At 69.2% G+C, this 25,340-nt stretch carries 24 protein-coding genes; 8 read left to right on the top strand and 16 right to left on the bottom strand.

What is annotated here, in order from left to right:
* Positions 1–213 precede the first annotated feature (213 nt).
* The 4 genes from ACFOES_RS04240 (at position 214) to ACFOES_RS04225 (ending at position 4,785) form a co-directional block, all read left to right on the top strand.
* Positions 214–1,107 (top strand): amino acid ABC transporter permease, encoded by an 894-nt coding sequence (locus tag ACFOES_RS04240; protein ID WP_377831932.1) that lies wholly within the window; start codon positions 214–216, stop codon positions 1,105–1,107.
* Positions 1,108–1,197: 90 nt separating this feature from the next.
* Positions 1,198–2,031, top strand: a complete 834-nt coding sequence (locus ACFOES_RS04235) for a transporter substrate-binding domain-containing protein (RefSeq protein WP_377831931.1) — start codon at positions 1,198–1,200, stop codon at positions 2,029–2,031.
* 84 nt (positions 2,032–2,115) lie between these two features.
* On the top strand, positions 2,116–3,012 hold the full coding sequence (locus ACFOES_RS04230; protein WP_377831930.1) for an amino acid ABC transporter permease: 897 nt from the start codon (positions 2,116–2,118) through the stop codon (positions 3,010–3,012).
* A gap of 252 nt (positions 3,013–3,264) precedes the next feature.
* Complete coding sequence (locus ACFOES_RS04225) at positions 3,265–4,785, top strand: bifunctional metallophosphatase/5'-nucleotidase (RefSeq protein ID WP_377831929.1); 1,521 nt, start codon at positions 3,265–3,267, stop codon at positions 4,783–4,785.
* 126 nt (positions 4,786–4,911) lie between these two features.
* Here ACFOES_RS04225 and ACFOES_RS04220 read toward each other — a convergent pair whose 3' ends face one another.
* The 5 genes from ACFOES_RS04220 to ACFOES_RS04200 all read right to left on the bottom strand — a co-directional run bounded on the left by ACFOES_RS04220 (position 4,912) and on the right by ACFOES_RS04200 (position 10,231).
* The gene (locus tag ACFOES_RS04220; protein ID WP_377831928.1) at positions 4,912–5,520 is read right to left on the bottom strand and encodes a DsbA family protein; all 609 of its coding nucleotides are present in this window, start codon (positions 5,518–5,520) and stop codon (positions 4,912–4,914) included.
* Positions 5,521–5,665: 145 nt separating this feature from the next.
* Positions 5,666–6,043 (bottom strand): hypothetical protein, encoded by a 378-nt coding sequence (locus tag ACFOES_RS04215; protein WP_377831927.1) that lies wholly within the window; start codon positions 6,041–6,043, stop codon positions 5,666–5,668.
* Positions 6,044–6,183: 140 nt separating this feature from the next.
* Positions 6,184–6,909: a dienelactone hydrolase family protein gene (locus tag ACFOES_RS04210; protein WP_377831926.1), complete on the bottom strand. Its 726-nt coding sequence runs from the start codon at positions 6,907–6,909 to the stop codon at positions 6,184–6,186.
* A gap of 125 nt (positions 6,910–7,034) precedes the next feature.
* Complete coding sequence (locus tag ACFOES_RS04205) at positions 7,035–8,690, bottom strand: long-chain-fatty-acid--CoA ligase (protein ID WP_377831925.1); 1,656 nt, start codon at positions 8,688–8,690, stop codon at positions 7,035–7,037.
* Positions 8,687–10,231, bottom strand: coding sequence for a class I adenylate-forming enzyme family protein (locus tag ACFOES_RS04200; protein WP_377831924.1), 1,545 nt, complete (start codon positions 10,229–10,231; stop codon positions 8,687–8,689). The genes ACFOES_RS04205 and ACFOES_RS04200 overlap by 4 nt, the downstream gene beginning before the upstream one ends.
* A gap of 278 nt (positions 10,232–10,509) precedes the next feature.
* Here ACFOES_RS04200 and ACFOES_RS04195 point away from each other — a divergent pair, with 278 nt between their 5' ends.
* The 4 genes from ACFOES_RS04195 to ACFOES_RS04180 all read left to right on the top strand — a co-directional run bounded on the left by ACFOES_RS04195 (position 10,510) and on the right by ACFOES_RS04180 (position 15,905).
* On the top strand, positions 10,510–11,403 hold the full coding sequence (locus ACFOES_RS04195) for an acyl-CoA thioesterase (RefSeq protein ID WP_377831923.1): 894 nt from the start codon (positions 10,510–10,512) through the stop codon (positions 11,401–11,403).
* A 134-nt stretch (positions 11,404–11,537) separates the two neighbouring features.
* Entirely contained in the window at positions 11,538–13,640 is a 2,103-nt protein-coding gene (locus ACFOES_RS04190; protein WP_377831922.1) for a 3-hydroxyacyl-CoA dehydrogenase NAD-binding domain-containing protein, read from the top strand.
* Positions 13,641–14,828 carry an acyl-CoA dehydrogenase family protein gene (locus ACFOES_RS04185; protein ID WP_377831921.1) on the top strand — a complete coding sequence of 396 codons (1,188 nt, stop codon included), beginning with the start codon at positions 13,641–13,643 and terminating at the stop codon, positions 14,826–14,828. It begins immediately after the preceding gene.
* A 3-nt stretch (positions 14,829–14,831) separates the two neighbouring features.
* Positions 14,832–15,905, top strand: coding sequence for an acyl-CoA dehydrogenase family protein (locus tag ACFOES_RS04180; RefSeq protein ID WP_377831920.1), 1,074 nt, complete (start codon positions 14,832–14,834; stop codon positions 15,903–15,905).
* 66 nt (positions 15,906–15,971) lie between these two features.
* Here ACFOES_RS04180 and ACFOES_RS04175 read toward each other — a convergent pair whose 3' ends face one another.
* The 11 genes from ACFOES_RS04175 to ACFOES_RS04125 are packed head-to-tail and all read right to left on the bottom strand — an operon-like array spanning position 15,972 to position 25,330.
* Positions 15,972–16,388, bottom strand: a complete 417-nt coding sequence (locus ACFOES_RS04175; protein WP_377831919.1) for a PaaI family thioesterase — start codon at positions 16,386–16,388, stop codon at positions 15,972–15,974.
* Positions 16,385–17,179 carry an IclR family transcriptional regulator gene (locus tag ACFOES_RS04170; protein ID WP_377831918.1) on the bottom strand — a complete coding sequence of 265 codons (795 nt, stop codon included), beginning with the start codon at positions 17,177–17,179 and terminating at the stop codon, positions 16,385–16,387. The genes ACFOES_RS04175 and ACFOES_RS04170 overlap by 4 nt, the downstream gene beginning before the upstream one ends.
* Positions 17,180–17,193: 14 nt before the next feature.
* A complete protein-coding gene (locus ACFOES_RS04165) occupies positions 17,194–17,979 on the bottom strand; it encodes an SDR family NAD(P)-dependent oxidoreductase (RefSeq protein WP_377831917.1) in 786 nt (261 codons plus the stop codon).
* On the bottom strand, positions 17,972–19,003 hold the full coding sequence (locus ACFOES_RS04160) for a phosphotransferase family protein (protein ID WP_377831916.1): 1,032 nt from the start codon (positions 19,001–19,003) through the stop codon (positions 17,972–17,974). Before ACFOES_RS04160 ends, ACFOES_RS04165 begins: the two co-directional genes overlap by 8 nt.
* Positions 19,004–19,016: 13 nt before the next feature.
* Positions 19,017–19,679 carry a histidine phosphatase family protein gene (locus tag ACFOES_RS04155; protein ID WP_377831915.1) on the bottom strand — a complete coding sequence of 221 codons (663 nt, stop codon included), beginning with the start codon at positions 19,677–19,679 and terminating at the stop codon, positions 19,017–19,019.
* Positions 19,680–19,681: 2 nt separating this feature from the next.
* Entirely contained in the window at positions 19,682–20,917 is a 1,236-nt protein-coding gene (locus tag ACFOES_RS04150; RefSeq protein ID WP_377831914.1) for an acyl-CoA dehydrogenase family protein, read from the bottom strand.
* Between the two features lies 1 nt (position 20,918).
* Positions 20,919–21,923 (bottom strand): NAD(P)H-dependent flavin oxidoreductase, encoded by a 1,005-nt coding sequence (locus ACFOES_RS04145; protein WP_377831913.1) that lies wholly within the window; start codon positions 21,921–21,923, stop codon positions 20,919–20,921.
* Complete coding sequence (locus tag ACFOES_RS04140) at positions 21,924–23,126, bottom strand: acetyl-CoA C-acyltransferase (protein WP_377831912.1); 1,203 nt, start codon at positions 23,124–23,126, stop codon at positions 21,924–21,926.
* A gap of 1 nt (position 23,127) precedes the next feature.
* Complete coding sequence (locus ACFOES_RS04135) at positions 23,128–24,030, bottom strand: SDR family NAD(P)-dependent oxidoreductase (RefSeq protein WP_377831911.1); 903 nt, start codon at positions 24,028–24,030, stop codon at positions 23,128–23,130.
* Complete coding sequence (locus ACFOES_RS04130; protein ID WP_377831910.1) at positions 24,027–24,512, bottom strand: MaoC family dehydratase; 486 nt, start codon at positions 24,510–24,512, stop codon at positions 24,027–24,029. Before ACFOES_RS04130 ends, ACFOES_RS04135 begins: the two co-directional genes overlap by 4 nt.
* Complete coding sequence (locus ACFOES_RS04125) at positions 24,509–25,330, bottom strand: SDR family oxidoreductase (protein ID WP_377831909.1); 822 nt, start codon at positions 25,328–25,330, stop codon at positions 24,509–24,511. Before ACFOES_RS04125 ends, ACFOES_RS04130 begins: the two co-directional genes overlap by 4 nt.
* Positions 25,331–25,340 lie beyond the last annotated feature (10 nt).

Raw genomic sequence — 25,340 nt, 5'->3', positions numbered from 1 at the left:
TGATTCCGCCGGCAATACGTGCACGGCCCGCCCATCATTCGGGCATCCCGCGCCTTTTCGCCCATTAATCGAACAGAATGCCGCCGCCCTATGCGCGACGCCGTTTTCGTTGACGGCGCTGACACGGGGCTATTCAATTCCTCGTGTGAGACGCGAGAACGCAGGAAACGCGGTGAGAGAGAGCGCACATCCCCCGGCCGGGGCGCGGCGGCAATGACCGTGATCGCCCCCGGAACGCCGCCCGAACCGGCGGCCGAAACGCTGGTGGCGCCGGAAGATCCGGCCGCGGCGCTGGCGCGCTACCTGCACGCCGAGCGGCGCCGGCGGCTGCGCCGCAACACGCTCGACCTCGGGCTGTTCGCGGCCGGTCTGGTGCTGCTGGTCTGGGCGGTGGTCAACGGCGCCACGGCGATGGGCTACAACTGGCAGTGGTATCGCGTGCCGCAGTTCTTCTACCGTGAAATCGACGGCGAATGGTATCGCGGCCCGCTGATCCGCGGGCTGCTCGTGACGCTGCAGATCACGGCCTGGGGCATGGTGCTGTCGCTGGCGATCGGGCTGGCGACGGCGCTGCTGCGCCTGTCGCGCTCCTATGCCGGCCACGCGCTGGCCACCGCCTATCTGGAGCTGATCCGCAACACCCCGCTTCTGGTCCAGATGTACCTGTTCTACTTCGTTCTTTCCCCGATCCTGGGGATCGACCGGTTCTGGACCGGGGTGCTGGCGCTGGCCTTCTTCGAGGCCTCCTTCATCTCGGAAATCATCCGCGGCGGCATCCTGTCGGTGCCGCGCGGGCAATGGGAGGCGGCCTCTTCGGTCGGGCTGAAACAGGCCCAGGTCTATCGCCTCGTCGTGCTGCCGCAGGCGGTGCCCTTGATGCTGCCGCCACTGACCTCGTCGATGGTCAACCTGATCAAGAGCTCGGCCATCGTTTCAACCATCGCGATATTCGACCTGACCAACGAGGGCCGCAACATCATTGCCGATACCTTCATGACCTTCGAGGTCTGGCTGACGGTCGCGGCGATCTACCTCGTCCTCACCGGCTCGCTCTCGACGCTGGCCGCCTGGCTCGAACGCCGGGCGCGCCGGGCCCAGCGACGATGAGCCGACCGCCATGCCCGTGCCCCATGCCCGTGCCCGCCGTAACCCGTTCAACGACCAAGCAATAACAAACCCCGCCAACAGGAGAGACAGATGAAGATATTCCGTTCCTTGATGATCGCGGCCGTGGCCGCGCTGGGGCTGTCCGCCCCGCAGCCCGGCCATGCCGAGGGCATCCAGCAGGGCCTGTCGAAGGAAAGCGTGATCGAGACGATCAAGAAGCGCGGCGTGCTCAAGGTCGGGCTGTCGACCTTCGTGCCCTGGGCGATGCGCGACATCAACGGCAACCTGATCGGCTTCGAGGTCGACGTCGCCACCAAGGTGGCCGAGGACATGGGCGTGAAGGTCGAATTCGTGCCGACCGCCTGGGACGGCATCATCCCCGCCCTGATCGCCGGCAAGTTCGACGTCATCATCGGCGGCATGTCGATCACCCCGTCGCGCAACCTGACGGTCAACTTCACCACGCCCTATGCCCACAGCTCGCTGGGCGCGATGGCAAATATCAAGAACTCGAAGGACCTGAAATGGCCCGACGACTACAACGCGCCCGACATCACCTTCTCCTGCCGCCGCGGCGGGGCGCCCTGCGACTACGTCAAGAAGCGTTTTCCCAAGGCCGTCGTCCGGCTGTTCGACGACCAGAACCAGGTCGTGCAGGAAGTGCTGAACGGCAATGCCAACATCATGCTGTCGTCGCAGCCGCTGCCGGCCTTCACCATCTACGACAACCCCAAGGTGGTCTTCGCCCCGACGCAGGAGCTGATGGACGCGTCGTCCGAAGCCTTCGCCGTGCGCAAGGGCGATCCGGACGCGCTCAACTTCTTCGACAACTGGATCCTGCTGCGGACCAATGACGGCTGGCTCAAGGAGCGTCACGACTACTGGTTCGGCGGCCGCCCCTGGGCCGACCAGGTCGGCCAGTAAGCCGGCCCCCAGTAAGCCGGCACGACGCCAAGCGCGGGGGCGGCCCGTCCGCCCCTGCCCCTCTCTGCAAGCCCCGAGGCCCGCATGTATCCCGACCCAGATCGCAAGCGCCGCTTCGGCCTGCTCGACGCCGTCCTGATCGCGCTGGCGATCGGCTTTGTCGGTTTCCTGTGGTACCGGGTCTCGGACGTGCTGGTCTACAAGTGGAACTGGAGCGTGCTGCCCCGGGTGCTGGTGCGCCAGAACCCCGAGACCGGCTGGTGGGAGCCCAACAACCTGTTGCTGGGCTTCCTGACCACGATCCGGCTGTCGATCTGGGCGATGGTGATCGCCAGCCTGCTGGGCACCGCGCTCGGCGTCATGGCCAGCCGGGTACGGCTGCTGCCGCGGCTGACCACCTCGGCCTATGTCGCGCTGATCCGCAACATCCCGCCGCTGGTGTTCCTGTTCATCTTCTATTTCTTCATCTCGTCGCAGGTGATCCCGCTGATCGGCCTCGACGCCTGGGCCCGCACCCTCGGCCCCGGCGCGGCGCGGATCGTCGGCATCTTCCTCGGCCCGCCCGAGACGCTGGAGAATTTCGCCGCCGGCACGATCAGCCTGGCGATGTTCGAGGCCGCCTATATCGCCGTCATCATCCGCGCCGGCATCGCCGCGGTGCCCGAGACCCAGATCGAGGCGGCGAAGAGCGTCGGGCTGCGGCCGGGCCAGGTGTTCCGCCTGGTCACCTTCCCGCAGGCGCTGCGCGCGGTCACGCCGCCTCTGGCCAACCAGTTCATCATGCTGGTCAAGGACAGCTCGATCGTGTCGCTGATCTCGGTCCAGGAGCTCACTTTCGCCGGCACCGAGATCGCCAATTCGACGATGCGGCGTTTCGAGATCTACATCACCGTCGCCGCCTTCTACTTCGCGCTCTGCTTCCTGCTGTCGCGGCTCTTCGCCCGGATGGAAGACCGCGCCCGGCGCCGCAGCGCGCTCTAGCCGATCCCGTGGCGCGCGCTGCGCGCGCAAGCCCGATCGTCGGGCCCTGCCCCGCCCCTGCCGGGCTGCCCCGGGATTTTTCTGCCCAGAAGAAAAGCGTGGCCCGGCCCGCTTGACGCGGCGGCAACACTGCAGGTTGCAAGAAGCTCTTGCCGGATCCGGCCGATGGATTATTCAAATAGGGAGGGACCGCCGCGCGTGATCCGCGGACGGCCGACGCATTCATTCAGATCACAGACAGGGAGACATTCGATGACCACATTTCCCCGCCGCCTTGCCGCCGCACTTGCCGGGGCCACCGCGCTTGGCGCCGTGGCGCTCTCGCCCGCCGCGGCCGAGACCGTCAAGCTGACCATCCTCGGCGTCGGCGACGTCTACGCCTTCGCCGGCGACGGCCATCGCGGCGGCTTCGCCCGGATGAACGCCGTCGCCAAGGCCGAGAAGGCCGCCAATCCGAACACGCTCTACGTCTTCGACGGCGACATGCTCTCGCCCTCGCTGCTGTCGGGCTTCGACAAGGGCGAGAACACGATCGACCTGACCAACCTGGTGCCGTTCGACATCGCCGTGCCGGGCAACCACGAATTCGACTTCGGGCCCGAGAACTTCCTGCAGAAGATGGGCGCGTCGAAATATCCCTGGGCAGCGATCAACATCACCAATGCCGACGGCACGGCCGTAAAGGGCCTGGGCGGGGTGATGATGAAAGAGATGGCGGGGCTGAAGATCGCCCTGATCCCGGTCGCCCAGGACACCACGCCCGAGGTTTCCAGCCCCGGCGACCTCAAGTTCCTGCCCACGGTCAAGACCGCGATCGCGGCGGCCCGCAAGGCCCGCGGCGACGGCGCCGACCTGGTGATCGGCGTCGTCCAGACCGACATGTCGAACGACCGAAAGCTGATCGCCAGCCACGCCTTCGACGTCATCATGTCGGGCGACGACCACCTCTATTCGACCTATTACGACGGCATCACCGCCTATGTCGAAACCTCGATGGACGCACGCTTCCTGTCGCCGGTCGACCTGACCGTCGACATCAGCGAGAAGGACGGCAAGCGCAAGGTCAAGTGGACGCCCGATTTCCGCTTCATCGACACCGCGACGGTGGCGCCCGATCCGGAATCGCAGAAGATGGTCGAGGGCTTCAAGACCAAGCTCGACAAGAGCCTGAATGTCGAGGTCGGGGTGACCGAGGTGCCGCTGGATTCGCGCCGCAACGTGGTGCGCAGCGAGGAATCGGCGATGGGCGACCTGATCGCCGACGCGATGCGGGCGGCGACGGGCGCCGATATCGCCATCACCAATGGCGGCGGCATCCGCGCCGACCGGACCTATGACGCCGGCACCAAGTTGACCCGGCGCGACATCCTGACCGAGCTGCCCTTCGGCAACGTCACCGTGGTGACCCAGCTGCCCGGCAGCCAGGTGCTGGCGGCGCTCGAGAACGGCGTCAGCCAGGTCGAGAAGGGCGCCGGCCGCTTCCCCCAGGTCTCGGGCCTGACCATGGTCTACGACCCGACGGCGCCGGCCGGCGCGCGCGTGGCCTCGGTGAAGATCGGCGACGCCGATCTCGATCCGGACAAGCTCTACACCGTGGCGACCAACGACTACATGCTGGGCGGCGGCGACGGCTACACCGCGCTCGGCGGCGGCAAGGTGCTGGTCAATGCCGGCAACGGCAAGCTGATGGCCAACGAGGTGATGGATTACATCGCCAAGACCGGCAAGGTGACGACCAAGGTCAGCGGCCGGATCAAGAAGGTCGGCCAGTAGGCGCCTTCAGGCCGAACAAGAGAACGCCCCGCCATTCGCGGGGCGTTTTATTTTCGGCGCGAAGCCGAGGCGGTCAGGGGCGGTCGGCAACCGCCTCCGTCACCGGAAATCGCGCAAGGCCATGGCCTAGCCCCGCGCCCGGGCGACCGCGTCGCGCAGGGCCGGCTCGTGGATCACGCCGGGAAAGACGTCGCGGCCGACGACGTAGCCGGGCGTGCCCGGCAGGCCGAGGCCGCGCGCCTGGGTGTCGTTGCGGCCCAGCAGCGCGCGCCACTTGTCGCCCTCGCGGTCGAAGGACGCCTTGGCCTGCGCCGGATCGACCCCGGCCGAGCGCAGGGCGGCGTCGATCATCGCGGTGTTGAGCGGGCTTCTCGTCTTCATCAGCGCCGCATTGACCTGCGGGTATTTCCCCAGCGCCACCGATCCCAGCGCCAGCGCCGAGGCCCGCACCGAGGCCGGGCCGAAGATCGGCCAGTCCTTCATCACGTAGCGGATGTTGCCGTCCTCGGCGACGACCCTGGACACCATCGGGTGGTTGGCCTTGCAGTAGGGGCACTGGTAGTCGAAATACTCGATCACCGAGACGTCGCCCTTCGGATTGCCCAGCACCGGCGCATCGGGATCGAACTCGATCTTGCGGGCGAAGTCCGGCTGCTCGGCCAGCACCGCCGTCGGCAGCAGCAGCACGGTGCCGAGGCCGAGGCCCAGTTTCAGGACGTCTCTGCGGTCGAACATGCGGGTCTCCCTATTGTCGCCGGATGGCCGCGAGGCGGCACTCCGGCGCCCAGCTAGCGCCCGGGGGCAGGCGCGGCCAGTGACACGGCGCCGCAGGCGGGATCGCGCGCGCGCACATCTCCGTGAAGCGCGGAGTCTTGGCCGCTCAGTCGACGTTCTCGGGCACCCGGCGGCCCAACCGCTCGCGCGTGCTCTTGAGCCGGCGGCTGGGCTTGGGCGGCGCGCTCTGGTTCGCTGCCGGGGTCGAGAACAGGTCGCGCGCCCGCGGTCGCGGCCCGGCATGCAGGATGGCCGGCAGCAATGCGGAAAGCCCGTGCCCCGGCCTGCGCTCGCGCGCCCGGATCAGCGGCGCTCCGGTGAAGGAGGTCCAGAAGACATCGGCGACGATGACGCAGGCGCGCAGCAGCAGCGGCAGGACAAGCGAGGCAGCCGCGGCCGCGTAGTAGCCATGGCTGAGCAGCAAGGTCGCCACGAAGGCGACCAGCGACAGCGTAATCCGATCCGCCTTGGTGATCCGGCGCATCAAGCCTCGTTCCCGATCCTGCTTCCCATACCTCGCGCCCCGATGCCGGGGCCGGCCCTTTGCGGGCTTCGCGCAAGCATAGCGAAATCCGCACGCGAAATCCAACGGATGCGCGCAGCCGGCTCGGAAGCGTGGCGCAACTAGCGCAGTGTCTCGTCGAACAGGGTCAGCAGACGGGTCCAGTGACGCTCGGCCCCGGCCGGGTCATGGACCGAATGGTCGGGCACCGCCCAGCCATGGGACATGCCGACATAATTCTCGATGATATGGTCGACCTCGGCCTCGCGCAGCGACTGGGCAAGGCGCGCCGACTGCTCGGGCGGGAAGCTGCGATCGACCCCGGCGCAGCCGACATAGACCCGGGCCCTGATCTCGGCCGCGCGCAGATGCGGGCTGTCCTCGGCCTCGCTGGCCAGCCCGCCGCCGTGGAAGCTGGCGGCGGCGGCGATGCGCAGCGGGTATTCGGCGGCCACGGTCAGGGCCCGGGCCCCGCCCATGCAATAGCCGACGACGCCGACCGGGCCGATGCCGCCATGCTCGGCCAGGACGTCGAGGAAGGCGCCGGTGTCGCGCGCCGTCATCGCCTGCGTCGTGCCCTTGATCATCTTCATCAGCTCGGCCTTCTTGGCCTCGTCCTGGAAGGCGGTGGCGGCGTCGAAGGGGCCGTATTGGCCGAAGCGGTAGAACAGGTCGGGCAGCAGCACGACATAGCCGGCCCCGGCCAGCCGCCGCGCCATGTCAGCCAGCGCCGGGCGCGGGCCGAAGGCGTCCATGAGCATCAGCACCCCGGGATTTCCCGGCTCGCCGTAGAGCGTGGCCGGAACCGTGCCGTCCTCGGTGTTCACGGTAAGCGCCTGTTCTGGCATTTCGGTCTCCTGTTCACGTTTCGCGCGACCTTAGGACCTAGGGCCGAAGACTGCATCCGACAAATTCTTAAGCCGGGCGGCGCGGCGCAACGGCTTCCCTCGAGGGACAAGAGCAGGCGGCGCCCCTACTCCGCCGCCGCCCGCTCCTGCAGTTTCCGCCATTCCACCTTGCCGCTGGGCGAACGCGGCAGCGCGTCGAGAAAGCGCACCACATGCGGCACCTTGTAGGCCGCCATCTTCTGCCGGCACCAAGCGACCAGGTCGGCCTCGTCCAGATCGCCGCGCGGCACCACCCAGGCCATCACCGTCTCGCCCCGGCGCGGATCGGGCCGGGCGGTGATGCAGACCTCGGCGACCTGCGGATGCTCGTGCAGCATCGCCTCGACCTCGGTCGGCCAGACCTTGAAGCCCGAGGCGTTGATCATCCGCTTGAGCCGGTCGGTGATGTAGAAGTAGCCCTCCTCGTCGTAGCGGCCGATATCGCCGGTGCGCAGGAAGGGCTTGCCCTCGATCTGCAGGAAGGCCGCCGCCGTGGCCTCGGGGTTGTTCCAGTAGCCAAGGAAGTTCTGCGGCGCGTGCATGACGATCTCGCCGACCTCGTCGGGCCCCAGCTCGCGCCCGGTCTCGGGCTCGATCACCCGCGCGTCGACCTCGAAGACCGGGATGCCGAGGCATTGCCGGCGCGGCCTGTGCGGCGGGTTGATATGGGTCGCGGCCATCGTTTCCGACATGCCGTAGCCCTCGATATAGTCGAGCCCGGTCAGGTCGCGCAGCCGCTCGGCGATGGCCGCCGGCATCGCCGCCCCGCCGCCGCCGATGGCGTCGAGGCTGGAGAGGTCGTAGCCCTCGATCTCGGGATCGTTGACGAAGTCGATCGCCATGGTGGTGATCGAGCGCCAGCGCCCGACCTTGTGACGCTGGATCAGCTCGGCCGCCAGCCGCCGGTCCCAGCGCGTCATCATCACCATGGCGTGGCCCGCCATCACCGGCCCGTTCATCGAGTTCTGCATCCCGGTGACATGGAACAGCGGCAGCGTAACCAGGCAGGGCTTGTCCGATGGCGGCCCGTTCTTCCATTCGATGCTGACCGCCGCCGTCGTCATCACCGTGCGGTGGCTGTGCATGCAGCCCTTGGGATGGCCGGTGCTACCCGAGCTGTAGGGGATGACGGCGAGATCATCCGCCCCGGCCGCGATCGGCCCCGGCGCAAGATCTGCCGCCAGCGCGTCGCGCCAGCGGGTGACGCCCGTCAGGCCGTAGTCGTCCGGCGGCCCCTGGTCGAGCGGCGCCGGCAGGTGGAAGGGAAAGGCCGGGTCGGTCGCCTCGGCATAGGCGGCGGCAAGGATATGGGTCAGCCCCTCCCCGACCAGCGGCGCGACATGGGGCAGCAGGTCCTGCCCGGCCAGCGCCACCCGCGCCCCGGTATCGGCGACCAGATGCGCCAGCTCTGCGACCCGGTTCATGGGGTTGACCGGCACGACGACGGCATCGGCGCGCAGGATGGCGTAATAGCCGGCAACGTAATGCGGGCTGTTCTGCATGTAGAGCAGGACACGGTCACCCTTCCCGACCCCGGCGACCTGCTGCAGCCAGCCGGCCAGCGTCGCGACCTGCGCCGCCAGCTCACCGTAAGTTATCGTGCTGCCGTAATAGTGGATCGCCGGCGCCTCGGGTTTCTCGGCCGCCGTCAGGATCAGGTTCTCGGCCAGCGACCGCTCCGGCACCGCGATGCGATGCGGCACGCCCTCGGGCCAGACCGCGTGGTGACGCGCCTCCATCATGCCTCCTGCGCCTGTTTCAGATAGGGTTCCCGCAATTCCCGCTTGAGCACCTTGCCGATGTCGCTGCGTGGCAGGCTGTCGCGGAACTCGACCGCCGACAGCCGCTGCAGCTTGCCCAGCCGCGCGTTGGCCCAGTCGCGCAGCTCCTCCGCCGCAACCGCCGCCCCCGGCTCGCGCACCACCAGCGCCAGCGGCGTCTCGCCCCAGCGTTCGCTCGGCACGCCGATGACGGCGGCCTCGTGGACCTCGGGATGGCCGCACAGCACGAGCTCGAGATCGGCGGCAAAGATGTTGAAGCCGCCCGAGATGATCATGTCCTTGCGCCGGTCGAGCAGGGTCAGGAATCCGTCTTCGTCCAGCCGCCCCATGTCGCCGGTGCGGATGAAGGTATGGCCCTCGGGGCTGGTCCAGGTCGCTTCGCGCGTCTTCTCGGGCGCGTTGCGATAGCCGACCATGATCGCGCCCGAGCGGCCGACGATCTCGCCGGTTTCGCCCTGCGGCAGCTCGCGGCCCTCTTCGTCGATGATCCGCAGCTCGCCGCCCGCCGCCGGGGTGCCGACAGTGTCCAGCTTGTCGGGATGTTCTGTGCAGTCGAGGATGACGCTGACGCCGCCCTCGGTCATGCCGTAGATGTTCACCAGCCGCCCGGGCCAGCGCTTCAAGGCGTCGCGGATCACCGGTTCGGGCAGCGGCGCGCTGGTCGACAGCTTGACCTCGAAAGCCGACAGCTCGAAGCGGTCGAACTCGGGATGGGCCAGCAGGCGGCGGTACTGCACCGGCACCAGCATGGCATGGGTGACGCGATGGGCCTCGGCCAGCTCGAGGAAACCGCGCGCGTCGAACTTGCGCATCAGCACCACGGTGCCGCCATAGGCCAGCGCCGGCAGCAGCGCCGCCAGCGTGGTGTTGGAATAGAGCGGGGTCGAGACCAGCGACACGGCGCCGGGCCGGAAGCCATAGCCCGACAGCCGCGCCATCTGGCGGTCGCGGAAGCGGCAATCGTGCTGGATGCCCTTCGGCGTGCCGGTGGTGCCCGAGCTGTAGATGATGTCGAACAGGTCGGTCTCTGCCGGGCTGACCGGCGCGGCCGGGGCCCGCCGCGCCGCCGCCGGGCGCAGCTCCTCGAGCCTGTCCGCCGGCGCCCCCAGCCCCGCGAGCACCGCCCTGTTGGCGGCATCGGCAAAGACCAGCGCCGCGCCGCTATCGGCCAGCATCGCCCGCAACGCGTCGGGATGGGCGCCCACGGGCAGCGGCGCCATGCAGGCCCCGGCGGCCAGCACGCCCATGTAGAGCAGCAGGTGATCGGCCGAGACCCCGGCCAGGCTGGCGACGACATCGCCGCGCCGCAGCCCGCGCTCCGCCAGTTCCGCCGCGATCCGGTCGATCGTGTCGACGAAATCGCCCCAGCGCAGCCGCGCCGCGCCGTCGATCACCGCGATCTCCAGTGGATGCGCCGCCGCGGCCGCCCGCAGCCGCGCCGGCATGTCGACGAATTGCGCGCCCGGCACCTGCGCCGGCTCGAGCCGGAATTCCTCCCTCACCGCAGTTCCTCCCCGAAATGCGATTTCGCTGTGCGGAAATGTGGCGCCGGTCGGCGCCGGCGTCAAGCGCCTCGCTGCATCAACGGGCCGGGGCCGCAGCCCGATCGCCCAACAGCGCCCCCGGGATGATTTCACTCAGGCGACCGGGAAAGAACGCCCCGCAGTTCATCTTCACGAAAGTATCCCGGGGGTCCGGGGGCAGCGCCCCCGGCCTTGTCCCGATTGCGCGGCCCTGCCCGGCCCCCTATACCTTTCCCGACCCTATTGCCGGAGACAGCATGACCGACGCCGCGCCCGATCCCGTCGCCACCCTGCTCGACCTGCTCGATATCGAGCCGCTGGAGATCAACCTGTTCCGCGGCCGCGGCTCGGGCGGGGAGACCTCGAAGCGGATCTTCGGCGGCCAGGTCATCGCCCAGGCGCTGGCCGCCGCCTATCACACCGTCGACGACCGCGCCTGCCATTCGCTGCACGCCTATTTCATCCGTCCCGGCGACCCGTCGATCCCGGTGATCTACGAGGTCGACCGCGCCCGCGACGGCGGCAGCTTCACCACCCGCCGGGTGGTCGCGATCCAGCACGGGCGCCAGATCTTCAACCTCGCCGCCTCGTTCCATGTCGAGGAGGAAAGCCCGGTCCACCAGCACGGGATGCCGCCCGGCATGCCGGACCCCGACAGCCTGCCGAGCCGGGCCGAGAGCCGCGCCGCGCTGGCCGAGCGGCTGCGCGACATCGCGCCGGACAAGCTGCGCGCCGATTTCCTGCGCCCCTCGCCGGTCGAGATCCGCGAGGTCGTGCCCTATGACATGGCCGAGCCGAAGCCGGCGCCCGACGGCCACGCGGTCTGGTTCCGCCTCGCCCGGCCGGCCGGCGGCGCGGCCTGGCTGCAGCAATGCCTGCTCGCCTATGCCTCGGACATGTACCTGCTGGGCAGCTCGCTGCGACCGCTGGGCGAAAGCTGGCTGACCGGGCAGGTGATGACCGCCAGCCTCGACCACGCTCTGTGGTTCCACCGGCCGGTGAATTTCGACGACTGGCACCTCTACGTCATGGACGCGCCCTTCACCGGCGGCGCCCGCGGCTTCAACCGCGGCACGATCTTCTCGCGCGACGGCCTGCTGGTCGCCAGCGTGGCCCAGGAAGGACTGGTGCGCCCGATCACGCCGCGCTGAGGTCAGGCCCGCCCCCCCTGCTCATTGGCGCTTGACTCTCCGGGTCTGCCCCTCGAAAATCGCACAGCGAAACTTGATTTCGCAATGCAATCCCGCGCGCTTCAATGGTCGCGGGGCCAGGGAGGACAGTCCTGATGACCAGTAGCGCCGGCCCCGAGGGCCGCATCGTCAGCATCGAACGCGTCGGGCCGATCGCCCTGGTCGCGGTCGACAACCCGCCCGTCAACGCCGCCAGCCAGGCCCTGCGCCAGGGCCTTGTCGAGGCGCTGGAGCAACTGGACGGCGCCGAGGGCGTGGAGGCGATCGCGCTTTACGGCAAGGGCCGCAGCTTCATCGCCGGCGCCGACATCCGCGAATTCGGCAAGCCGCCGATGCCGCCCGGCCTGCCCGATGTCTGCAACCGGATCGAAGCCTGTGAAACCCCGGTGGTCGCGCTGCTGCACGGCGTCGCCCTGGGCGGCGGGCTCGAGGTGGCGCTGGCCGCCCATGCCCGCGTCGCCCTACCCGACACCACGGTCGGCTTTCCCGAGGTCACGCTGGGCATCCTGCCCGGCGCCGGCGGCACCCAGCGGGCGCCGCGCCTGGCCGGCATCGCCGCCGCGCTCGAGCTGATCACCACCGGCCGCCGCATCGACGCCGAAGAGGCGGTCAGGCTGGGCCTGATCGACCGCCTTGCCGCGGGCGCGCCGCGCGACGCGGCGTTGCAGGCGGCCGAGGACCTGCGCACCGGCGCCCTGCCCCGGCGCCGCACCGGCGAGATCGCGGTGGCCCCGGACGCGGCCGCGATCCAGGCCACGACCGCCAAGCTGGCCAAGCGCCAGAAACACCTCTTCGCGCCATTCAAATGCGTCGAGGCCGTCGCCGCCAGCGTGCAGCCGCTGGCCGAGGGCCTCGCCACCGAGCGCGCCCTGTTCCAGCAATGCCTCGACAGCCCGCAGCGCGCCGGGCTGATCCACGCCTTCTTCGCCGAACGCGCCGTGGCCAAGATCCCCGAGGCCGGGGCGACGCCGCGCCAGATCGGCCATGTCGGCGTGATCGGCGGCGGCACCATGGGCTCGGGCATCGCCACGGCGGCGCTGCTGGCCGGGCTCAAGGTGACCCTGAACGAACGCGACGCGGAGGCGCTGAGCCGCGGCAAGGCGACGATCGAGAAGAACCTCGCCGGCGCCGTCAAGCGCGGCAAGCTGAGCGAGGAGAAACGCGACGCCATTCTCAAGGACGCCCTGCAAACCACGCTGAAGCTTGAAGATTTCTCTAAGGTTGACCTCGTGATCGAGGCCGTGTTCGAGGACATGGACGTGAAGAAGGAGATCTTCACCCGGCTCGACGCCATCGCCCGGCCGGGCGCAATCCTCGCCTCCAACACCTCCTACCTCGACATCGACGAGATCGCCTCGGTCACGTCGCGCCCCGCCGAAGTGATCGGGCTGCATTTCTTCTCGCCGGCCCATGTCATGCGGCTGCTCGAGGTCGTGGTCGCCGGCAAGACCGCGCCCGAGGTGGTGGCGACCGGCTTCGCGCTCGCCCGCAAGCTGGGCAAGGTGGCGGTGCGCGCCGGGGTCTGCGACGGCTTCATCGGCAACCGCATCCTCGGCCATTACAAGAAGGTCGCCGATTACCTGATGCTCGACGGCGCCAGCCCGCAGCAGATCGACGCCGCGCTGGAGGAGTTCGGTTTCGCCATGGGCCCCTTCGCCGTGCTCGACCTCGCCGGGCTCGATATCGGCTGGGCGACGCGCAAGCGGCTGGCGCCGACCCGCGACCCGGCCGAACGCTACGTCGCCGTCGCCGACCGGGTCTGCGAGAACGGCTGGTTCGGGCGCAAGACCGGCCAGGGCTTCTACATCCACGACGCCGACGGGCCGCGCCCCAACCCCGAGGTCGCCCGCTTCATCGAAGAGGAACGCGCCGAGAAGGGCATCACCCCGCGCGCCTTCAGCGATGACGAGATCGTCAGCCGCTACATGACCGCGATGATCGCCGAGGCGACGCGGGTGTTGGAGGACGGCATCGCCCTGCGCCCGGTCGATATCGACGCGGTGTTCCTGTTCGGCTACGGCTTCCCGCGCTTCCGCGGCGGGCCGATGTTCTATGCCGACACGCTCGGCCCGGCGGAACTGCTGCGCCGGATCGAGGCCTACGCCAAGGAAGACCCCCATTACTGGCGCGTCCCCGCCCTGCTCCGCCGCCTTGCGGACGAGGGCCGCGATTTCGCCAGCCTCAACAAGGAGGCCTAGATGGACCTGAGCTACACCCCAGAGGAAATCGCCTTCCGCGACGAAGTGCGGGCCTTCCTCGCCGCCGAATTGCCCGAGGACCTTTCGGCCAAGGTGCGCAGCGGCGCGACGCTGACCAAGGACGACATGGACCGCTGGCACGCGATCCTGAACAGGCGCGGCTGGCTGGCGACGATCTGGCCCGAGGAATATGGCGGCCCGGGCTGGACCCCGGTCCAGCGCCACATCTTCGACGAGGAGACCGCCCGCGCCTCGGCCCCGCGCATCGTGCCCTTCGGGTTGAACATGCTGGGGCCGGTGCTGATCAATTTCGGCACCGAGGCGCAGAAGGCGGAAATCCTGCCGCGCATCCTCGACGGCAGCGACTGGTGGTGCCAGGGCTATTCCGAGCCCGGCGCCGGCTCGGACCTTGCCAGCTTGCGCACCAAGGCGGTGCGCGATGGCGACGATTACGTCATCAACGGCCAGAAGACCTGGACGACGCTGGGCCAGCACGCCAACCGCATCTTCTGCCTGGTCCGCACCAGGTTCGAGGGCAAGCCGCAGGAAGGCATCTCGTTCCTGCTCGTCGACCTCGACACGCCGGGCATCGAGATGCGGCCGATCCGGCTGATCGAGGGCGGGCACGAGGTCAACGAGGTCTTCTTCACCGATGTCCGGGTGCCGGCGGCGAATCTCGTCGGCAAGGAGAACGCGGGCTGGACCATCGCCAAGTTCCTGCTGACGCATGAGCGCACCAACATCGCCGGCACCGGCTTCTCGGTCCAGGCCTTCGAGGAAGTGAAGGCGCTGGCCCGGCAGATCCGCCGTAACGGTCAGCGGCTGATCGACGACCCGCTTTTCGCCGCGAGGCTGGCGCAGGTCGAGATCGACCTCGAGGCGATGAAGATCACCAACCTGCGGATGATTTCCGAGGCCCAGAAAACCGGCCATCCCGGCGTCGAAAGCTCGATGCTCAAGATCAAGGGCACCGTCATTCGCCAGACCCTGAACGACCTCGCCCGCCGGGCGCTGGGGCCGGCCGCCGTGCCCTTCCCGGCCGAGGCGCTGGCCGGCAATGCCGCCGTTGCCCCCGAGGATCACGCCCGCGATGCGGGACGCTATTTCAACAACCGCAAACTGTCGATTTTCGGCGGATCGAACGAGATCCAGCGGAATATCCTGACCAAGGCGATGCTGGAGCTGTAAGCGATGAACTTCGAACAGAGCGAAGACCGCCGGATGCTGGCCGACACCCTGCGCCGCTACCTGGCCGAGCAATACGACATCGCCGCCCGCAACGCGGTGGCCTACGAGGCGCCGTTCCACGCCCCGGCGCGCTGGGGCGAGTTGGCCGAGCTGGGCCTGCTGCAGGCGCTGGCGCCCGAGGACCAGGGTGGCTTCGGCGGCGCCGGCTTCGACATCGCCACGGTGTTCGAGGAACTGGGCCGGGCATTGTGCCCGGAACCGGTGCTGCCGGCGCTGATGGCGCAGCGTCTCCTGGCGGCGGCGGGCGCAGATGCCGAGGCGCTGCTGACCGGCGCGACGCATTACGCGGTGGCGATCGGCGAGCCCGAGGCGCCCTGGGGGCTGGACGGGTTGACGACCACGGCCGGCAAATCGGGTGACGGCTGGGCCGTGAGCGGCCGCAAGAGCGTGGTCTATGGCGGCCACGTCGCCGAGACCCTGCTGGTCGCCGCCCAGGCCGAGGGCAAGCTGGCCCTGTTCGCGGTCGCGGCCGGGGACGCCGAGGTCACCGGTTACGGCATGATCGACGGCGGCGGCGCGGCCGAGCTCTTCCTCGACGCCAGCCCGGCCCGGCTGCTGCTTGCCGACGCCACCGACGCCTTGCAGGACGCGCTCGACGCCGGGACGCTGGCCCTTTGCGCCGAGGCGGTGGGCGCGATGGACGCGACCCGGGAGCTGCTGGTCGACTACCTGCGCACCCGCAAGCAGTTCGGCCGCGCCATCGGCTCGTTCCAGGCCTTGCAGCACCGCGCCGTCGACCTCGTCACCGAGATCGAGCAGGCGCGCTCGATCACCGTGCTGGCGGCGGATGCCCTGGGCGGGCCCGAGCAATCGCGCCGCGTGTCGATGGCGAAGAACCTGATCGGCCGGACGGCCAAGCTGGTGGCGGAAGAGGCGATCCAGATGCATGGCGGCATCGCCATGACCTGGGAGGCGGCGGTGTCGCATTACGCCAAGCGGCTGGTGATGATCGACCACCAGCTCGGCGATACCGACTGGCACCTGGCGCGGGTGATGGCCGACTTGCAGGCGGCCTGAAGGCGGCTGCGAGGGGCTGTCTGCCCCTCGCGCTCCCCGAGGATATTTGCGTGAAGATGAAAGAGCTTAGACGCCTTTCCTGTAGCGGAAGGCGCCGGAACCCCTGGCGCAGGGAGTGCCGGTCACGTCGCTGATCGTGCCCTCGGCGAAGAAGGTGCTGCGGCCACCGCCGGTGCGCTTGCCCTCGCCGATCAGCAGGTCCCCCTCGGGCCGGGCGAGGAAGCTGGTGTTCAGCGTCAGGGTCATCGCCAGCACCTTGCGCTCAGGATCGCCGGTGTAGCAGCCGGCAAAGCCCATCACCGTGTCGAGCAGGGTGGCGTAGATGCCGCCATGCGGGATGCCGTAGCGGTTCATCAGGACGGGCTCCAGCGGCAGCTCGAAGCGGGCGTAGTCCGGCGCCCAGTGGGTGATGCGGAAGCCGAGATGACGCTGAAGCGCGTACGGCTCTTCGACCAGGCCGGGGTCGATCGGCGGCACGCTCACGGTTGCACCCCCTGCCGGCTGAGCAGTTCCGCCGCCGCCTTGAGCCGGTCGCCGTAATCCGCGATCAGCTGCTCCGGCGCCACCAGGAAGGACGGGCCGCCGACATTGAGGCCGTAGATCCGGTCGCCGTTGAGCGACATCACCGGCACCGCGATGCCGTTGACCTCGGCCCGCCAGTCGCCGAAGGAGGTGCAGAAGCCGTATCGCGCGAAGTCGTCCAGCGCCCGGGCGACGCTGTCGCGGATCTTGCGGCTGTCCTCGGGATGCTCCTGCTCGGCGAGATAGATCATGTGGGCGCGCTCCTGCTCGGGCATGGCGACGAGGATGGCGCGGCCGATGGCGGAGTGGAACAGCGGCAGCCTTGCACCGACATTCATCGTCAGCGACACCGCCTGATGCGAGCGCCGCACCGCCATGTAGACCACCTTGAGCCGGTGGCGCTCCCCCAGCGCCGCCGTCACATGCGGGTTGGGCCCGTCGCACAGCCCGCGCATCTCTTCCGCCGCGCGGTCGCCGATCTCCATCCCCGCCAGCACGCCATAGCCCAGCGACAGCACCCCGGCGCCAAGGCGGTAGGTGCCGGTGCGCTCGGAATGGACCAGGTAGCCCAGCTTGCGCAGGGTATAGGTCAGCCGCGTCACCGTCGGCTTGGGCAGGCCGGTGCGGGTGGCGATGTCCTGGTTGGTCAGCGTCATCTCGTTGGGCCGGAAGCAGCGCAGCACCTCGAGCCCGCGGGCCAGCGCGGTGACGAAGTTGCGGTCCTCGCCGGTTTCCAGTTCGCTCTCTTCCATCCGCTCCCCTTTCGTCACACCGCCGTCAGTCCGCCGTCGATCGAGATCGCCTGTCCGGTCATGAAGCTGTTCTCGGCATCGCAGATCCACAGCATCGCCTGCACCACCTCCTCGGGCCGCGCCACCCGGCCCATCGGCACCCGGGCGGCGATCCTTGTGTAGGCCTCGTCGCGGCTGGCGCCGTGGCGGGCAGCGACCTGGTCGGCCATCTCGTCGAAGAGAGGCGTCGAAGCGAAGGAGGGGCAGAGCGCGTTGACCCGGATGCCCTTGCGCGCCACCTCGTCGGCGGCGGCGCGGGTCAGGCCGACGACGGCGTGTTTCGAGGCGGCATAGGCCGACAGGTAGCCGGCGCCGACCAGCCCGGCGGCGGAGGCGACATTGAGGATCGCGCCGCCGCCATTCGCCAGCATCAGGGGCAGCTGGTGCTTCATGCCGAGGAAGACGCCGCGGGCGTTGACGGCCATCATCCGGTCGAACTCGGCTTCATCCAGCCTGTGCAGCGGCGCCATGTCATGGCCGACGCCGGCATTGTTGATCGCGACGTCGAGCCGACCGAATTGGGCGCCGATCTCGGCCAGGTGGGCGGCGACGGCACTGGCGTCGGAGACGTCGAGCGGCGCCTCCCAGACTTCGGCCCCGGCGGCGCGCAGGTTGTCGGCGGTCTCGGCCAGGGCCTCCGCATTGACGTCGGAGAGCGCCAGCCGGGCGCCTTCATGGGCGAAACGCTGCGCCGCCAGCGCGCCGAAGCCGCTGGCCGCGCCGGTGATCTGCACCACCTTGCCGTCGTAACGCTCAGCCATCTTGCGCGGCCTCCAGCCCGCCTTGCGCGAATTGCGGCACGTAAGCGCCGATCTGCATTGCCCTTTCCGGGTTCGAGGCATTGCCGTCAAGGGCCCGTTTCTTGACCCCTTGCAGGATCGCCGCCATGCGGAAGGCGCAGAAGGCGAGGTAGAAGCCGAAACGCTCGATCCTTTCCACCCCCATGCGGCGGCAATAGGCGGCGATGAACGCCTCGTCCGAGGGAATGCCGAGCGCGGCGCGGTCGACGCCGGCAAGGCCGCGGCCGTCGCGCCCCGGCGGGCGCTGCCACTGCATGATGACGGCGGCGAGGTCGGCGAAGGGGTGACCGGTGGTCGACAGCTCCCAGTCCAGCACGGCGACGCAATCGGCGCTGTCGGCGGCGAACAGCATGTTGTCGATGCGGAAATCGCCGTGGACCAGGGTCCGGCGGCCGTCATCCTCGGGCAGGTTGACGTCGAGCCAGGCCATCAGCTCGTCCATCGCCGGGATGGTCTCGGTCTCCGATGCCCGGTACTGCTTGGTCCAGCGGTCGATCTGGCGCCGGTAGTAGTTGCCGGCCGGGCCGTAATCGTCGAGCCCGGCGGCCTGCAGGTCGACCGAATGGATCGCCGCCAGCACCCGGTTCATCTCGTCGAAGATCGCGCTGCGCTCCGCCGGGTCCAGCCCCGGCAGCGTCGGGTCGTCGAAATTGCGGCCCGCGACGTAATCCATGACGTAGAAGGCCGAGCCGATGACGCTGTCGTCCTCGCAGAGCAGATGCATCCTGGCGACCGGCACGTCGGTTCCCGCCAGCGCCTTCTGGACGCGGAACTCGCGATCGACCGCATGGGCCGATTTCAGCAACGTTCCCGGTGGCTTGCGGCGCAGAACGTAAGCACCGGACGCGCTTTGCAGCTTGAAGGTCGGGTTCGACTGGCCGCCGGCGAATTTCTCGGCCGTCACCGGCCCCCGGAAGCCCGGAAGCTTCTCGGTCAGCCAACGCGAAACGGCTTCGGTATCAAGCTGTTGGGCGGTGTCACTCATGCGCCCCTCCTTCTCAGCTATAGGTCAGCAGATGGGCCGTGGCGGCGCCGATATGCGGGGTTTCGTTGAAGCCGGTCAGGTAGAGCCGCGAACGGCCGGCGATGAAGCGGCTGACGGCGCAGTTCTTGATCTGCAGCTGCAGGTGGACCATCTGCTCCTCCGGCGCCTCGACCGTCTCGGCCACCATCCGGCCGATGGCGCCGCCGGAACTGACCGCCAGCACCTGTCCCGCCCCTTCCAGCATCGCGGCGCGGGCGGCGCGGATGCGGGCGGTGAAGTCGGACCAGGGTTCCGGCGGATCGGCGATCTTCCCCTGCTGCCATTCCAGCACCGTCTCGCGCAGGATGCGGAAATGGGTCGTGCGGTCGGTATGCAGGTTCTCGGGCCGGTCCCTGCCGCGATAGCGCGCCTCGAGCAGGCCGTGGAAGTCGAATTCGTTGAGGCCGGGATGGACCTGCGCCGTGGCGGCATCCAGCCCCAGCCCCTCGGCCACGCCTTCCAGCGTCTCGCGATGGCGGCGCTGTTCGCCGATCCACAGCGCATCGGGCTTCACCCCCTGCGCCGCCAGCGCCTGCCCCAGCGCCCGCGACTGCGCGTGCCCCAGCTCCGAGAGCACGTCGTAGTCGTCGGCGCCGAAAGAAGCCTGGGCGTGGCGGATGACGATCAGTTCGACCACGCTCAGACCTTCTCGTTGACGTATTTGCGCAGCTCGGCCCGCGCCACCTGGCGGCGGTGGACGGCGTCGGGGCCGTCGGCCAGGCGCAGGGTGCGGATATGGGTCCACATCCGGGCCAGCGGGTAATCCTGGCTGATGCCGCCGCCGCCATGCATCTGCATCGCCTCGTCGACCACCTTGAGCGCCGTCAGCGGCGCCACCACCTTGATCTGGCTGATCCAGGGCTGGGCGGCGCGCACGCCCTCGGTATCCATCATGTAGGCCGCCTTGAGGCAGAGCAGCCGCGCCATCTCGATCTCCATCCGCGCATTGGCGATGATGTCGTAGTTCGCGCCCAGTTCGGCCAGCTTCTTGCCGAAGGCGGTGCGGGTGGTGGCCCGGCGGCAGAGCATCTCAAGCGCCTTCTCGGCCTGGCCGATCGCCCGCATGCAATGGTGAATCCGCCCCGGCCCGAGCCGGCCCTGCGCGACCTCGAAGCCGCGGCCCTCGCCCAGGATCAGGTCCTCGGCAGGCACCTTCACATTCGTCATCCGGATATGCATGTGGCCGTGCGGCGCGTCGTCCGAGCCGAACACCTCCATCGGCCGCAGCACCTCGATGCCGGGCGTGTCGGCGGGGACGACGAACATCGAATGGCGGGCGTGCTTCGGCGCCTCCGGGTCGGTGCAGGCCATGACGATATAGACCGCGCAGCGCGGGTCGCCGGCGCCCGAGGCCCACCATTTCTCACCGTTGAGCACGTAGCCGTCGCCGTCGCGGGTGGCGCGGAGCGAGATCTGGGTGGCGTCGGAAGAGGCGACATTTGGCTCGGTCATCAGGTAGGCCGAGCGGATCTCGCCCTCGAGCAGCCGGGTCAGCCAGCGTTCCTTGTGCGCCTCGCTGCCATAGCGTTCCAGCACCTCCATGTTGCCGGTATCGGGGGCCGAGCAGTTGAAGACCTCGGCGGCGATGCCGACCTTGCCCATCTCCTCGGCCAGGTAGGCATATTCGACGGTAGTCAACCCGTAGCCCCGGTCGCTGTCGGTCAGCCAGAAGTTCCACAGCCCGCGCTTCTTGGCCTCGTCCTTGAGGCCGTTGAGGATTTCGAGCTGGCGCTCGGTATGCTTGAAGCGGTCGCCCGAGGGGTGGCGGCCGACCTCGGCCTCGAACTCCTCGTTCAGCGGCGCGATCTCGGTCTCGACCATGGCCCGGACCTTCTCGACCAGCGGCCGGACCTTCGATGTCATCCCCAGATCCATCTCACTCTCCTTTTCCATATTCGGCCGCCAGGGCCGCGGTGCGGGCCAAAGCCGCGCGATATTCGGTTTCGATGCGGTCGACGACGCCGGCGGCCGGGCCGATCGAATCGATCGCCCCGATTCCCTGCCCGGCGCCCCAGATTTCCTTCCACGCCTTGGGCTTGGCCGAACCCTCGCGGAAATTCATCGACGAAGGATCGGCATGGGCAAGATTGTCCGGGTCGAGCCCGGCACGGGCGATCGACGGCTTGAGGTAGTTGCCCGAGATGCCGGTGAAGAGGGTCGAGGTGACGATGTCCTCGGCCCCGCTCTCGACCAGCATCCGCTTGTAGTCCGGGTCGGCATTGGCCTCGTCCGTGGCGATGAAGGCCGAGCCGATATAGCCGAGGTCGGCGCCGATCACCTGCGCCGCCAGCAGCGCCTCGCCGGTGGCGATGGCGCCTGACAGCAACAGTGGGCCGTCGAACCACGCGCGGATCTCGCGCACCAGGGCGAAGGGCGATTGCGGCCCGGCATGGCCGCCCGCCCCCGCCGCCACCGCGATCAGACCGTCGGCGCCCTTGTCGATGGCCTTGCGGGCGAAGGTGTTGTTGATCACGTCATGCAGGGCGATGCCGCCGCAGGAATGGGCGGCCTCGTTGACCTCGGGCCGGGCGCCGAGAGAGGTGATCCAGATCGGCACCTTCCAGCGGGCGCAGATTTCCAGATCCCGCTCCAGCCTCGCATTCGAGCGGTGGACGATCTGGTTGACGGCGAAGGGCGCCGCCGGCCGGTCCGGATTGGCCTGGTTGTGACGGTCGAGTTCCTCGGTGATCCGTTTCAGCCAGGCTTCCAGCATCACCGGCTCGCCGTCCTTTTCCCGCGCGTTCAGCGCCGGAAAGGAGCCGACGATGCCGGCCTTGCACTGGGCGATGACCAGATCCGGCCCCGAAACGATGAACAGCGGCGAGGCCACCGCCGGGATCCGCAGGCCCCGAAGGGCCGCCGGGAGGGGGCTGCGCGCCATTCAGAACACCTCGAACAGGCCGGCCGCCCCCATGCCGCCGCCGACGCACATGGTGCAGACGACATACTTGGCGCCGCGCCGCTTGCCCTCGATCAGGGCGTGGCCGACCATGCGGGCGCCCGACATGCCATAGGGATGGCCGACGGAAATGGCGCCGCCATCGACATTGAGCAGTTCGTCGGGGATCCCCAGCTTGTCGCGGCAATAGAGGACCTGGACGGCGAAGGCCTCGTTGAGTTCCCACAACCCGATATCGTCCATCTTGAGGCCGTTCTTCTGCAACAGCTTGGGCACCGCAAAGACCGGGCCGATGCCCATCTCGTCGGGCTCGCAGCCCGCCACGGCCATGCCGACATAACGGCCCAGCGGCTGCAGCCCCTGCTTCTCGGCCGCCTTGGCCTCCATCACCACCGCGGCCGAGGCGCCGTCGGAAAGCTGGCTGGCATTGCCGGCGGTGATGAAGCGGCCTTCCTTCACCCGCAGCCCGTCCTTGAACACCGGCTTGAGCCCTTGCAGCCCCGCCAGCGTGGTCGAGGGCCGGTTGCCCTCGTCCTTGGCCAGCGTCACCTCGCGATCCGAGATCTCGCCGGTCTCGCGGTCCTGCACCTTCATCACGGTCTTCAGCGGCGCGATCTCGGCGTCGAATCGCCCGGCCTCCTGCGCGGCGGCGGTGCGCTGCTGCGACTGCAGCGCATAGGCGTCCTGCGCCTCGCGGCTGACGCCGTATCGCTCGGCGACCACCTCGGCGGTTTCCAGCATCGACATGTAGACCGCCGGGTGCATCGCCACCAGCTCGGCATCCGAGCCGCGGAAGCGGTTCATCTTGTCGTTCTGGACCAGCGAGATCGATTCGACCCCGCCGCCGACCGCGACCTCCATGCCGTCGTAGAGCACCTGCTTGGCGGCGGTGGCGATGGCCATCATGCCGCTGGCGCATTGGCGGTCGACCGACATGCCGGCGACGGTGACGGGCAGCCCGGCCCGCAGCGCCGCCTGGCGGGCGATGTTGCCGCCGGTGGAGCCCTGCTGAAGCGCGGCGCCGACCACCACGTCCTCGACCGTGGACGGGTCGATCCCGGCGCGGGCGACGGCCTGGGATATGGCGTGGCCGGCCAGCGTCTGGGCCTGGGTGTCGTTGAACGCCCCGCGATAGGCCTTGCCGATCGGGGTGCGGGCGGTGGAAACGATAACGGCGTCTCTCATCTCATTTCTCCTCGTGCCAGTGCAGCGTCAGGCCCTTGGCCTCGGCCGCACGGCGGGCGAAATTTCGGGTCTGGGTGAAAGCGGTCTCGATCTCCTCCTGCCCCTTGGGGTCGGAGATCTGGTGCGCCAGCTCGCCGACCATCTCCGGCGTCAGCTCGTCGCCGGTCAGGCAGATGCCGCGGGTCTCGTAGATCCGGGTGCGGGCGAAACAGCCGCCGCCGGCGGCGAGGATGAAGCGACTGGGGGCGTGATCCGAGACCAGCCACAGCAGGCCCGGGGTGATGGTCTCGGGCTGGAGCAGCTCGGCGGCGTCGGGCGGCAGCAGGTCCTCGGTCATCTGCGTCGTCGCCGTCGGCGCCAGCATGTTGACATGGATGCCGTATTTCGCCCCCTCGAGGTGCAGCACGTTCATCAGCCCCAGCATCCCGGCCTTGGCCGCGCCGTAGTTCGACTGGCCGAAATTGCCGTAGAGGCCGGAGGCCGAGGACGTGAAGACGACGCGGCCGTAGCCCTGTTCGCGCATGATCGGCCAGACCGCATGGGTGCAGATCGTCGAGCCCATCAGGTGGACGTCGAGGACCTTCTGCACGTCCTCGAGGCTCATCTTGGCGAAGCTCTTGTCGCGCAGGATGCCGGCGTTGTTGACCAGAATGTCGATCCGGCCCCACTTGGCCTTCGCCGCCTCGACCATCGCGGTGACGTCGGCCACCTTCGAGACGTCGCCCCTGTCGGCCATCGCCGCGCCGCCGGCGGCCTCGATCTCCGCGACCACGGCCTCGGGATCGGCGAAATCGTTGACCACGACCCTGGCGCCGCGTTCGGCCAGCCCCAGCGCATGGGCGCGGCCCAGCCCGGCCCCGGCGCCGGTGACGATGGCGACGCGATCGTCGAATCGAATGCTCATGCGGTTCCCTCCAGATAGCGCCGGCCGAGCCAGTCGGCCGCCAGCGCGGGTTTCTCCTGGCCCTCGATCTCGACCACCACGCTCCAGCAGACGGTGACCTCGCCCGGCACCCGCTCCTCGGCCGATTTCAGGGTGAAGCGGCCGCGGATCCGGGCGCCGGCCGGCACCGGCGACAGAAAGCGGACCCGGTCGAAGCCGTAATTCACGCTCATCCGGATGCCCTTGAGCTGCGGCTGGGCGTCATAGGCCATGGCCGAGAGCAGCGACAGGGTCAGGAAGCCGTGGGCGATGGTGCCGCCGAACGGGGTTTCGGCGGCGGCACGGGCGGGATCGACATGGATGAACTGGTGATCCTCGGAGACCTCGGCGAAGGCGTCGATCCGGGCCTGGTCGACGGTGAACCAGCGCGAGACGCCCAGTTCCTGCCCGACCTTCCCGGCCAGTTCGGCCGGGGTCAGTTCCACGACAGCCGACTCGCTCATGCCGTGGCCTCGTCGAACAGCGCCGGGCCGGTCATCACGTTGACGCCGCCGCTGATCGGCAGCACCGCGCCGGTGACGTAGGCGCCGCCCCGGCCGCAGAGGAACAGCATCGCGCCGGCGATGTCCTCGGGCCGGCCGACGCGGCCCAGCGGCACGCCGGCCCCGACCTTCTCGCGCATCCCCGGATCGGCGGTGGCGAAGGCGGTCATCTTCGACACGAACGGCCCCGGCGCCAGCGCGTTGACCGTGATCCGCCGGTCGGCCAGTTCCTTGGCGAGGATCCTGGTCATGTGATGCACCGCCGCCTTCGAGGCGGCATAGCTGTAGGCGCCGTCGCCCATCGGCACCTCGCCCATCACCGAGCCCAGGTTGACCACCCGGGCCGGGTCGTCGTCGCTGGCGGCCGCTTCCAGCCGCGGCAGCAGCGCCTGGGTCAGGGCGAAGAGGCCGGTGAGGTTGAGCCGCAGCACCTTGTCCCAGGCGTCGTAGGGAAATTCGTCCAGCGGCGCGCCCCAACTGCGACCGGCATTGTTCATCAGGATGTGCAGCGCGTCGCTGCGCTCGCCGACCTCGGCCGCCAGCGCCTTGACCCCGTCCTCGCTCGCCACGTCGCCAGCGAATCCCTCGGCGCTGCCCGGCGCGCCGAGCACGTTCAGCTCCTCGGCCACGGCGGTGCAGGCATCGCCCTTGCGGCTGGCGATCAGCACCCTTGCGCCGGCGCGCACCAGTCCCTCGGCCGCCATCCGGCCGATTCCGGTGGCGCCGCCGGTGACCAGCGCCACCTTGCCGCTGAGATCGAACAGGGTTTGGGGTGTCATTCGGCTGTGT

Origin of the sequence: Acidimangrovimonas pyrenivorans, assembly GCF_042643245.1 — a bacterium.
GTDB lineage: Bacteria > Pseudomonadota > Alphaproteobacteria > Rhodobacterales > Rhodobacteraceae > Acidimangrovimonas > Acidimangrovimonas pyrenivorans.
This window is presented reverse-complemented; position numbering and strand designations above follow the sequence as displayed.